This is a genomic window from Candidatus Collinsella stercoripullorum (genome assembly GCF_027669965.1).
Classification (GTDB): Bacteria; Actinomycetota; Coriobacteriia; order Coriobacteriales; family Coriobacteriaceae; genus Collinsella; species Collinsella stercoripullorum.
Genome location: NZ_JAQECM010000044.1, coordinates 1 through 11908, shown reverse-complemented (window position 1 = coordinate 11908; position 11908 = coordinate 1). Strand labels below are relative to the sequence as shown.

The 11908-nt window shown below is 64.6% G+C and carries 9 protein-coding genes; 4 read left to right on the top strand and 5 right to left on the bottom strand.

The window, feature by feature from the left end:
• Nucleotides 1-469 precede the first annotated feature (469 nt).
• A complete protein-coding gene (locus PHA29_RS08355) occupies nt 470-1150 on the top strand; it encodes a DUF3658 domain-containing protein (RefSeq protein WP_270405307.1) in 681 nt (226 codons plus the stop codon).
• Nucleotides 1151-1263: 113 nt separating this feature from the next.
• Here the strand turns inward: PHA29_RS08355 and PHA29_RS08350 are convergent, their stop codons facing one another.
• The 5 genes from PHA29_RS08350 to PHA29_RS08330 form a co-directional block, all read right to left on the bottom strand.
• On the bottom strand, nt 1264-3459 hold the full coding sequence (locus PHA29_RS08350) for an alpha-galactosidase (RefSeq protein ID WP_270849157.1): 2196 nt from the start codon (nt 3457-3459) through the stop codon (nt 1264-1266).
• 179 nt (nt 3460-3638) lie between these two features.
• The gene (locus PHA29_RS08345) at nt 3639-4484 is read right to left on the bottom strand and encodes a carbohydrate ABC transporter permease (protein WP_270849156.1); all 846 of its coding nucleotides are present in this window, start codon (nt 4482-4484) and stop codon (nt 3639-3641) included.
• Nucleotides 4484-5347, bottom strand: a complete 864-nt coding sequence (locus tag PHA29_RS08340; protein WP_270405310.1) for a carbohydrate ABC transporter permease — start codon at nt 5345-5347, stop codon at nt 4484-4486. The genes PHA29_RS08345 and PHA29_RS08340 overlap by 1 nt, the downstream gene beginning before the upstream one ends.
• 12 nt (nt 5348-5359) lie before the next feature.
• Entirely contained in the window at nt 5360-6646 is a 1287-nt protein-coding gene (locus tag PHA29_RS08335) for an ABC transporter substrate-binding protein (protein WP_270849155.1), read from the bottom strand.
• A gap of 21 nt (nt 6647-6667) precedes the next feature.
• Nucleotides 6668-7783: an ABC transporter ATP-binding protein gene (locus PHA29_RS08330; protein WP_270405312.1), complete on the bottom strand. Its 1116-nt coding sequence runs from the start codon at nt 7781-7783 to the stop codon at nt 6668-6670.
• 407 nt (nt 7784-8190) lie between these two features.
• Here PHA29_RS08330 and PHA29_RS08325 point away from each other — a divergent pair, with 407 nt between their 5' ends.
• The 3 genes from PHA29_RS08325 (at nt 8191) to nhaA (ending at nt 11835) form a co-directional block, all read left to right on the top strand.
• A complete protein-coding gene (locus PHA29_RS08325; RefSeq protein WP_270849153.1) occupies nt 8191-9045 on the top strand; it encodes an AraC family transcriptional regulator in 855 nt (284 codons plus the stop codon).
• 141 nt (nt 9046-9186) lie between these two features.
• A complete protein-coding gene (locus tag PHA29_RS08320) occupies nt 9187-10122 on the top strand; it encodes a DHH family phosphoesterase (RefSeq protein ID WP_270405314.1) in 936 nt (311 codons plus the stop codon).
• Nucleotides 10123-10404: 282 nt separating this feature from the next.
• Nucleotides 10405-11835, top strand: a complete 1431-nt coding sequence (gene nhaA, locus PHA29_RS08315; RefSeq protein ID WP_270405315.1) for a Na+/H+ antiporter NhaA — start codon at nt 10405-10407, stop codon at nt 11833-11835.
• The last annotated feature ends 73 nt before the right edge of the window (nt 11836-11908 follow it).

Sequence of the window (11908 nt, the reverse complement as noted above, 5' to 3'; positions counted from 1 at the left end):
GAGTTCTTTGCCTGGCGCATACAACATCTGTCGCGACAAGTTTGAACCCGGCCCCAACTTGCCACCCACGGGTTTGTCTCACGAAGCGACCTCTAACTGAGACAAACCCATGGGCACAATGTGGCGCTCCGCCCTTGCAGCACGGTTCTTTGGAACGATGTGAAAAAAGCAAAGCATTACAAGAACGAGAGCACGCATCGTTCATCCTGTAAAATATGCCGCCTACCGACGGGGAATATCGGAGCGAAGACCTGACATCTGGATCACTTGCATACACAGAAAGTTTCCACGGGAGTCAAACTGTGCCTTCTACTGTGTATTCGCTATGGGTCGATGGAACACTACCTGTGGCACCCTTCCATTCATATAGCGTGTCGTGGGGTTTTAAGTCTTGGCTTTATAACGGAGTTGAGTCGTATTATTACGGGTCACAGGATATCTATTCATGACATAAAGGAAGCGCAGCGTCATGTTGGAGGCATGTCTCGACACAAACTGGTATGCGGTGCTGCGCTCGGCACGCGCCGAGGGATGTTCAGTAGGAGATATCGAGGTCTTTGAAGATTGCCTGACGTTCGGTGATATTTCTGATCTTTCCGCGAGCGCTCGCATGGGTCAGCTCGGACGATGGGGTATTTCGGTCGCTGATGGCTTTCAAGAGCGTCAGCAGCGATTTTACGAGCGCGTATCTCAAGCGTGCGTGATACGTGTCTGGACCGGCAACCTGCCGCACCAGGTCGTTGCTCTCCCGCTTGTCTGCGATTTAGCGCGGCCGGACGCATTGGTGACGCGCGTTTGGGGCACAGTTGAGGAATGGTTGTACGACGATCGGAAACTTCCCAAACGATTTGAAGCGTTTGCGCGCAATGCTTTGCCTATAGACAGTTCGAGCCGTGAGCGCCAGGCGACGCTCTGGAAGCGTCTTGTTCAAGAAAATACCGATCTTAGAATTGTTTCGGGTGGTCAGCCATGCAGCGCTGGGATCGATATATTCGACAACGTCATTCGGCAAGAGCTCGCGCAAAACGGGTGCAGCGATTGTGAGCGCCGCACATGCGAAATCGCATGCGCGTGCTCGGAGGTGGCGGGCGGCCTCCTTGCACCCGAGTTCTTTGCCTGGCGCATACAACATCTGTCGCGACAAGTTTGAACCCGGCCCCAACTTGCCACCCACGGGTTTGTCTCACGAAGCGACCTCTAACTGAGACAAACCCATGGGCACAATGTGGCGCCCTACCCTTCGGGGGCGTGCGTCACGTCGGCCTATTCGTCCACGCGGACGAAATGGTAGCTGCGGGCCATGTAGAGCGCCGAGCCGACGGGCAGGGGCAGGCCCATGTCCATAAGCGCGGCGGCGGGGTATACGACACCGGAGTTGACCTCGCGGTAGCGCGCGGTGCGCTCCAGGCCGCGAGGCACGACGTATTTGGCCTCGCCGTAGCCCTCGGCGCGCGCGACCACGACGTTCACGACGGCCTCCGAGCCGTCCTCGGCGGCGAACTCCCACGCGTACAGGTCGGCGGTCGCCGGATCGCTCAGGCGGTAGTACAGGCCCTCGCGCACGATGCGCTCCATGCCGCGGTAGCGCTCGATCTGTTCGCGGATGAGCTCGCAGGCGCGCTCGGGCAGCTCGAGCAGATCGAGCTCGTAGCCGAAGCCGCCGCCCGCCATGGCGATAAGGCCGCGCGCCGACAGCGACACGGTGCGACCGTTGACCTCGTTGGGACAGGCCGAGACGTGTGCCCCCACGGTGGAGCACGGATAGCCGAACGACGTGCCGTACTGGATGGTCATGCGGTCGTGTCCGTCGGTGTTGTCGCTCGTCCAGATCTGGGGCGTGTAGTGCAGCATGCCGGCGTCAAAGCGTCCGCCGCCGGCGGCACAGCCCTCGATGAGCAGGTCGGGGTAGCGTTGGACCAGGCGCTCGAGCACGTCATACAGGCCGAGGTAGTAGTCGTAGACGACGCGGCCCTGATCGGTGGTCGCATGCGAGTAGATGTCCACCAGGCTGCGATTGAAGTCCCACTTGAGGTACTCGATGTTGCCCTGGTCGAGCACGCGGCAGATCTGCTCGAAGACGTTGTCGCGCACCTCGGCGCGGGAGAAATCGAGCACGAGCTGGTCGCGCCCGAGCGCGGGCTGCTTGCCCGGGACGGCGAGCGCCCAGTCGGGATGCTCACGGAAGAGCTGGGAATCCTCGTTGACCATCTCGGGTTCCACCCAGATGCCAAACTTGATGCCCAGGGTGTTGATGCGCTCGATGAGCTGTCCCAGCGTGCCGCCGAGCTTCTCCTCGTTGACGGTCCAGTCGCCGAGCGAGCGGTAGTCGTCCTTGCGCTCGGCAAACCAGCCGTCGTCCATGACGAGCATGTCCAGCCCCAGGTCGGCGGCCTTGGCGGCGAGGCGCACGAGCTCGTCGCCGGTGAAGTCGAAGTAGTGGGCCTCCCAGCTGTTCACGAGGATGGGGCGCGGGGCGTCGCGCCAGGGCCCGCGGCACACGTGGCGGCGGATGCAGCGATGGAGGTTGTGCGACAGGCGCTCGAGCCCCGCGTTGGAGTAGGTCATGATGACCTCGGGGGCGACGAGGCGCTCACCGGGCTCGAGCGGGTAGGAGAACAGCTCGTCGGAGAGCCCCATCTGCATGCGGACCTGCTGGTACTGGGTCTGCTCGACCTCGGCCTTGAAGTTGCCGCTGTAGACAAACGACATGGACCAGCCGCGGCCCGCCGTCTCCGTCGCGTCGCGGTCGCACACGATCATGAACGGGTTGTACTGGTGCGAGGATTGGCCGCGACGGCTGCCGACGCTGAACGATCCCGGGCGCACTTCGTGGCGGTCGAGCTTTCGCTCCATGCAGTGCTGGCCGTTGAAGGTCATGACATCGAAGTCGCCGTGGACGAAATCGAGGCAGGCGGTTTGCAGCTTCTCGACGACCACGCGCTGCGCGCCCGTGTTGCGCACGATCGCGGCGCGCGTGATGATGTCGAGCTCGGGCAGCACGCCGTAGAGCAACTCGACCTCGACGCCGCAGCGCGCATCGGCAAGGGTCACCGACAGGGTCTGCGCCCCGTCGGCCTCGGCGTCGGCGTAGACGGCGGGCAAGCCGGGCAGGCCGTACTTGCCCGCGCGGATTTCGTGGCGCGCATAGCGCAGGTCGCACCCGAATGTGCCCTCGCCGTCGCGCATGACGAACACGGGGCTGCGCAGGTCGCCGTTGCCCTGGAAGGGGAACTCCTGGGGCAGGACGTCCAGCGAGTAGGTGCGCGTCCCGGCCTCGTGCGGGCTTGTACAGCATCCGCTGCGGTCCGCATAGGTGAGCAGGTAGTCCATGGTGCCCTCGGCGCGCGCGCCAAAGTACAGGTGTAGCAGGTAGCCGAATCGGTCCGCCTGCATCTGATAGGTCGTGTTGCGCGTGTGCAGCGTGAAGGTGCGGGTGGCCTCGTCGAAAAGAATGGGCATCGGTCTCGCTCGATTCCTTCTGATCGGATTTGGTCGGGCTTGGAGTCGCGCGACATCGGAGTCGCGCGGCAGGTATTGTACGGCACTTGGGTCCCGCGAGCGGGACCCAAGGCGAAGAGGTTATAAGCTACATGAGCGGTGCATATGTCGCATCTTGGTACATGCGGGCGGCATGAGGGCTACTTCACGGCACCGTTCGTGACGCCGCCGATGATCTGCTTCTGCGCCACGATGTAGAAGACGATCATCGGGAGCATGGCGAGCAGGTAGGACGCGAACGCCAGGTTGTAGTTCGTGGAGAACGCGGTCTGGAAGTTCATCTGCGCGAGCGGCAGCGTGTTGACGCCCTGGCCGCCCATGATGACGAGCGGGGTCATGACGTCGTTCCACACGGCCAGGCCGGTGATGACGGCGACGGTGGCGTGCATGGGCTTCATGAGCGGGAAGATGACCTTCCAGTAGGTGCTCCAGGTCGAGGCACCGTCCATGCGCGCGGCCTCCTCCAGCGCGATGGGGATGTTACGCAGGTAGCCGGTGTAGAGCATCATGTTCATGGGCATGTAGAACACGATGTAGAGGATCATGACGCCCACCATGTTGTCCAAATGCATGACGGCGGTCTGCTTGACGAGCGGCATCATCAGGATCGCGAAGGGCACGTACATGCCGGCGATGATGAAGTAGTAGCTCGCCTTGTAGACCCGGCTGCGGTCCATGTTGCGGCCGATCGCGTAGGCGGCGAGGCTGTGGATGAGGATGGAGGCGACCACGGCAACGACGGTGATGATCAGCGAGTTCAGGAAGGAGTTGAAGAAGTCCGTCACCTGGATGGCCTCGATGAAGTTGTCGAGGCTCCAGTGGCTCGGCAGGGACAGGATGCCCGCGATGTCGTTCGTCATCTCGGACGGGTCCTTGAAGGCGATGACGACCGCCATGTACAGCGGGAAGACGATGGTGATCAGGCCGATGACGAGCAGGATGGTGACAGGCCAGTTCACCCGCTCCTTGACGTTGTCTTTAGCCATTAGAGCTGCTCCTCCTTACTGTTCAGGAACTTGGTCTGCAGGATGGAGACCAGGGCGATGAGGATGAAGAAGATCACCGCATTGGCGCACTGGTAGCCGAACTGGCCGCCGGACAGGCCGTTGTTGTAGATGAGGTAGGAGATCGACTCGGTGGACTGCGCCGGGCCGCCGGAGGTCATCGAGACGATCTGGTCGAAGACCATCAGCATGTCCTTCATCACGAGCACCATGTTGGTGGTCACGGACGGCATGATGAGCGGGAACGTGATGTAGCGGAACTTGTCCCAGCCCGTCGCGCCGTCGAGCGCGCCGGCCTCGTAGACGTCCTCGGGCACCGAGGACAGGCCGGTGATGTAGATGATGGTGGTCTGCGCGCACGCCTGCCACACGACCACGATGACGATGGCCACCCACGCCCATTCGGTGCTGGCGAGGATGGACTCGCCGCCGGTGACGGCCGGGACGATGTAGGTGAAGAAGTAGCTGAACACGTAGCCGACGACGAGCGCTCCGAGGATGCGGGGCACGAAGTACACGCCGCGCAGCGCGCTCTTGAACTTGATCTTGCTCGACAGCCCGATGGCCAGCATGAGCGAGATGACGTTCGTGGCGAGCGTGGCGACGATGGCGACCTTGAACGTGAACAGGTAGGAGTTCAGGATGCGGGTGTCGCTGAACATGTCAATGTAGTTCTGCAGGCCCACGATGTTGAAGGCGCCGTAGCCCTTCGAGTCCGTGAAGCTGTACAGAAAGCCGGTGATGAGCGGGATCGTGTTGAATGCGCAGAAAAGCACGAGGACCGGGATCAGGATGGCCATGAAGGTCTTCCTGCGGTTCGATCCGATTGCAGCCGTACTTGCCATAGCGCGTCCTCCTTACTGCTGACTCTCGTAATCCTGTACCTTGCGGATGACGCTGCGGTTGTAGCGCTGCCAGTCGGCATCCCACTTCTCCAGGAACGCGTCGACATCGCCGTCGAGCAGCATCGTCTGCAGCTGCGCGTCGCATGCCATGGAGGACTGGTAAGAGTGGTCGAGGTAGTCCAGGACGCGGCCCTCGTCCAGGAAGGGCTGGATGTCGTCGAACAGCGGGTCGAGGGTGAAGTCGCCCTCGGTGCAGGGGATGGCGCGCTGGTCGTCGATGTAGGTCTGGACGTTGGCCTGCTCGTTCAGGAAGGCGATGACCTCGTACACGGCGTCCTTGTGCTCGCAGGTCTCGGCCACGCACCACTGCAGGTCGACGCCGGAGACCACGATGCGGTCGTCGGGGTCGTCGGCCGACGGCATGGCGAACATGCCGATGTTCATGTCGGGGTTCACCGACAGGATCTGCGGCACGGCGAAGCTGCCGCAGGGGTACATGGCGGACTGCCCGCGCGCGAAGGCGGTGCAGGCGTCGTTGTAGCTGTAGGCGAACGGGCCGTCCTCGGCGTAGTCGAGCAGCTGCAGCATGCGCTCGGCGGGCTCGCGGTAGTAGTCGGCGAACTTGGCGGTGCCGGCGTTCACCTGGCGGGCCAGGTCGCTCGGCACCATGTTGATGGTGATGGAGTTCCACGGCGACAGGATGGTCCAGGTGTCGAGGTAGCCGAGGTAGATCGGGTGGATATCGGGCGTCTCGGCCTGGATCCGCTCGAACAGCGCGATGAGCTCGTCCCAGGTCTCCGGGATGGTCCAGCCGTGCTCCTCGAACAGGTCCTTGTTGTAGAGCATGCCCGCGGCGTTCGCCACGTAGGGGACGCCGTAGATGCCGTCCATCGGCACGTAGGTGACGCTCTTCAGGATGTCGCTGTACGCCTTCTGCACGTCGGCGGAGGTGGGGCAATCGGACACGTCGGCGAGGATCGCGGAGTCCACGAAGCTCGCGTAGTCGGCGTCGCCGCCGATGCCGATGACATCGGGGTAGTCCTCGCGCACGAAGCGCGTCTTCATGATGGTCACGGCGTCGGCCGGGCTCGTGATGTTGAGGTAGATGTCGTCGTGCGAGGCGTTGAAATCCTCCATGAGCTGCTCGAAGATGCTCACGGCCTCCTGCTTGTAGCTGACGATCTCCACCTCGATCTTGCCGTCGGCGCGCTGGGTGGTGCAGCCGCTGAACAGCAGGCCTGCCGCTCCGGCCGCAACGCCGCCCAGGAGGGCGCGACGTGAAACGGGTTTGCTCAGCATGCGTCTAGCCTCCTTCCTCGCTTAGTGGACGATCGCGAGCTCGGACTGCTTGTCGAACACGTGGACCTTGTCGAGGTCGAACGCGACCTCGATGCGGCTCCCGACGCGCGCGGGGTTGCCGGACGAGACATGGCTGGACACGGTGCCGCCGTCGACGTCCGCGTAGATCATGGCCTCGGAGCCCAGCAGCTCGTACACGGTGACCGTGGCCGCGATCCGCTCGGAGAGCGTGCGGTCGGCGGGGTGCTCGTTGGAGTCGACGACGTCCTCGGGGCGGATGCCCAGCACGACGACCTTGCCCACGTAGCCCTTCTCCTTCAGGACCCTGCCCTTGGCGTCGGGCAGGGTGATGGCGTTCCCGCCGAAGGCGAGGGTGACCTTCCCGGCCGTCTCGCCCACGGTCGCGTCGATGAAGTTCATCTGCGGGGAGCCGATGAAGCCGGCGACGAACAGGTTGCAGGGCTCGGAGTAGAGCTTGGCGGGCGAATCGACCTGCTGCATGACGCCGTCCTTCATGACGACGATGCGGGTCCCGAGCGTCATGGCCTCGGTCTGGTCGTGCGTGACGTAGATGATGGTGGCGCCCAGGCGCTGATGCAGCTTGGAGATCTCGGCGCGCATCTGGACGCGCAGCTTGGCGTCCAGGTTCGACAGGGGCTCGTCCATGAGGTAGACCTTGGGGTTGCGGCAGATGGCGCGGCCCATGGCGACGCGCTGGCGCTGGCCGCCCGAGAGCGCCGAGGGCTTGCGGTCGAGCAGCTTGTCGAGGTCGAGGATGCGGGCGGTCTCGCGGACGGCCTTGTCGATCTCATCGGGGCTCGCCTTGCGCAGCTTCATGGGGAACGCCATGTTGTCGTACACGGTCATATGCGGGTAGAGCGCGTAGTTCTGGAACACCATGGCGATGTCGCGGTCCTTGGGTTCGACGTCGTTGACCACGCGGCCGTCGATCTTCAGGGTGCCGGAGGTGATGTCCTCGAGGCCTGCGATCATGCGCAGGGTGGTGGACTTCCCGCATCCCGAGGGGCCGACGAAGATGATGAACTCCTTGTCGGCGATCTCGAGGTTGAAGTCCTTGACGCCCTCGTACCCGTTCGGATATTTCTTCCCAACGTGCTCAAGAGAGAGTTCTGCCATTGCTTGAAACCCCTTCCTGTATGCCCGCCGCGCCCGCGTGCGGACAGTCCGTACTGCGGGCCTTATAGTAAAGTGCCACTATGCGTCGTTTTAGTGCTATAGAGATATGCAACCATGTCAAATGCGATACCGCGCAGGTAGATGAACTGAATCGATGGTAAAGAATCGGTGCCGGTTTCGGTAAACGGTCGAATTACCCCGCTCAAGGTAATCTTATGTTTCTGTATACGTCTTGATATTGCTCTATCTACCTGCGATAGCTGGCTTTTTCCTGAGTATCTAGCAATATATAGGTAAATATAGATATATACGTTAATTTAGTTGCACGAAATGCGTGTACAATCTATGACGATCTGCGCCGCTGCCTTTCGCCGCGGCCGGGGTCCGCACAGGAAGGGGGCCCGCGTATGCCGGCTCATGAGCTCGTCTCATCCACATTCTCCCGAGGCAAGTACATCGACCTCATGCCGTACCAGTACGGGCGCGAGGTCTGCACGCCGGGCCATGCGTTCGGGCCGTTCCGCCGCAGCCACTACCTGTTCCACTACATCATCTCGGGGTGCGGGACGCTCGCGGCGTCCGACGAGTCGGGCAACCAGACGGTCTACCGCCTGCAGGCGGGGGAGGGGTTCATGATCTTCCCGGGACAGACCAACACCTACTATGCGGACATGGACGACCCCTGGGAGTACATCTGGGTCGAGTTCGACGGGATCCGGGTGAAGGAGTCTCTGGCCTTCGCGGGGCTCGCCGAGTCCTCGCCCATCTACCGCTCGGGGAACGACGGCCTGCGCGACACGATGGAGCAGGAGATGCGGTATCTGGTCGACCATCAGGACGCGTCCGCGTTCTGCCTGATCGGCCACACCTACCTGTTCCTCGACGGCCTGCTCCGCTCGATCGTCGCCCCCCGGACCGCGTCGACCAGCAAGCTGCAGGACCTCTACATCCGGGAGGCCATGAGCTATATCGAGCAGAACTACCAGAACGGCATCACGGTCGAGGACATCGCGCGGCAGACGGGTCTCAACCGCAGCTATTTCGGCAAGATCTTCAAGAGCGTGACGGACAAGTCCCCCCAGCAGTACCTGATCGACTACCGCATGACCAAGGCGGCGCAGCTGCTCAAGCTCACCGCGCTGTCGGTGGGCGAGGTCGGCCGCGCGGTCGGCTACCCCAACCAGCTCCATTTCTCGCGCGCGTTCAAGGGCGCCTTCGGGCTATGCCCGCGCGAGTGGCGCCGGGTGAACACGCACGCCTGAGCCCGCCGGCCGCATCTGCCCCCTAGCCTGTTCCCATGGCCGAGACGGCCGCCGCGGCGGGCCGCGGAAGCCGCCGGCCGGCGCCTTCCATACGTGCTACGATTACCTGAGCTGTGTTTCGTGACGCATTGGAGGGAATCCATGAGCAACGTCCTCGTCTTCGGGCATCAGAATCCGGATAACGACGCCATCATGTCGTCGGTCGTCCTCGCCCAGCTCCTCAACCAGGTGAACTTCAACGGCTGCACCTACCAGGCGTGCTGCCTGGGCCCGCTGCCCGCCGAGTCCGCCAAGCTCCTCGCCGACCTCGGCGTCGCCGAGCCGCTGCCGCTCGACGCCATCGAGCCGGCCGACGAGCCCCAGCAGGTCATCCTGACCGACCACAACGAGGTGGGCCAGACGGTCGCCGGGATCGAGAACGCCCAGATCGTCGGCGTGGTCGACCATCATCGCTTCGGCGGCTTCACCACCGCCGCCCCGCTCACCATCGTGGCCATGCCCTGGGGTTCCAGCTGCACCATCGTCGCCAAGCTGTTCGAGGTGCTCGGGCAGCAGCCGACCGACGCCCAGGCGCGCCTGCTGCTGTCGGCCATGATGACCGACACGCTCATGCTCAAGAGCCCCACCACCACCGACATCGACCGCGCGGTCGCCGCCAAGCTCGGCGAGCAGCTCGGCGTCGACCCGGTCAAGTTCGGCATGGAGGTCTTCCTCTCCCGCCCGTCCGGCTCCTTCACGCCCGAGCAGATGGTCGGCAACGACATCAAGCTGTTCGAGGTCGGCGCGTCCAAGCTGCTCATCGGCCAGTACGAGACCGTGGACAAGAGCCGCGCGCTCGGCATGGTGCCCGAGATCCGCGAGGCCATGCGCGCCTACCAGGCCGGCAAGGGCGCGGACGGCATCGTCCTGTGCATCACCGACATCATGGAGGAGGGCTCCCAGGTCCTGTTCGAGGGCGAGACCGCCGTCGCGCAGAAGGGCCTCGGGATCGAGGACGTCGCCGAGGGCGTGTGGATGCCCGGCGTGCTCTCCCGCAAGAAGCAGGTGGCCGCTCCCATCCTCGCCGCGGCGGAGTAGGCCGCGGGCCCGGACGACGGCACCGCATCCGCGCCTGCGTCCCGCCCTGTGCGGGCCGCGGTGCGCGAGCCGTCGCGGATGAGGGGCGCCCCTGCGGGCGACCTGTGGATTCCCCGTGGTTCGGGTCGGCGGATACCCCCCGTCGCGCGGCAGCGGGGGTACAACGGATTCAGATGAAACGGCGTGGCGCCCGATCGGGTGCCGCGCCTTATTTGAGACCAGGGCGCGCGGCTCCGTCTTCGGCCGCCGCGTCCGCGACCGCGAAGGAGCGACGGCACCGACATGGGAAAGCGCACGCGCAAAAACCTCAGGCACACGGCCGCGAAGGCGGTCGAGCGCAAGGCGCTTGCCGTGGACGCGCCCGCCGCGCCCGCCCCGCTCATCAGCGACCGGCAGCGCCGCAGGCTGGAGCGCCGCAGCGTGCTCGACCGCATCACCTCCAACGGCACCGTGTCCGCCATGGTGATGATCGCCGCGGCCGTCGCGGCGGTCGTCTGCGCCAACACCGACGCGTACTTCGCGCTCCACGAGTGGTTCGCGCTCCCGGTCACGGTCGCGATCGGCGGCTGGGAGTTCTCCTTGAGCTTCGAGCTGTTCGTGAACGACTTCCTCATGGCGGTGTTCTTCCTGCTCGTGGGTATCGAGCTCAAGTACGAGATGACCGTCGGGGAGCTCAGGCGCCCCCGTCAGGCGATGCTGCCCATGCTCGCCGCGGTGGGCGGCGTGGTCGTCCCCGCGTGCATCTACGGGTTCGTGAACCGCGGCGGCGCGGTCTACGGCTGGGCGATCCCCATGGCGACCGACATCGCCTTCGCGCTCGGCGTGCTCTCCCTGCTGGGGAGCCGGGTGCCGCCGGCGATCAAGGTGTTCTTCTCGACCCTCGCCATCGCCGACGACCTGCTCGCCATCGCGGCCATCGCCATCTTCTACGGCCATGCGCCGAGCCTGGGCTGGCTCGCCGCGGCGGCTGCGGTGACCGGGGCGCTCGCGCTGCTCAACGCGCGGAGGCACTACCGGCTCGCCCCGTACCTGGCGCTCGGCCTCGTGCTGTGGTTCTGCCTGTTCCAGTCCGGCGTCCACGCGACGCTCGCGGGCGTGATCCTGGCCTTCACCATCCCGGCCCGCTCCGACGTCGACGCCGGGGGCCTGGTGTCCTGGCTCGGCGCCAAGCTGCCCGAGCTCGACGACCGCTTCGATGACGAGGCGCACATCCTCGGCCAGCACGACTTCACCCATGCGGTGTCGGGCGTCGAGCGGGTGATGCACCGCGTGACGCCGCCGCTGCAGCGCCTGGAGCACTACATCTCCACGCCGGTGAACTTCCTGATCCTGCCGCTGTTCGCGTTCGTGAACGCGCAGGTGCGCCTCGTGGGGGTCGACCTGGGCGCCCTCGTGGTCGACCCGGTCGCGGTCGGCGTGTACCTGGGCATGATGCTGGGCAAGCCGGTGGGTATCGCGGGGGTGACCTTCATCCTCGTCAAGGCCGGTCTCGCGGAGCTGCCGCGCGGCGTGCGCTGGCCCCATATCGTGGGGGTGGGGATCCTGGGCGGCATCGGCTTCACCATGTCGATCCTCATCGCGGGGCTCGCGTTCACCGAGATTCCGGCCGAGCTGCTGGCCGCCAAGACGGCGATCCTCGTCGGCTCGGTTTCAGCGGCCCTGCTGGGCCTGGCCTACATGCACCTGGTCTGTCGGGGGAGGGCCGCGCGCTGACCCCGGGCCCGCGCGGCCTTGCGGGCCCGGGGCTGCCCCGGACCGGCTCGACGGCCCCGGCGGGCGCGGCGGG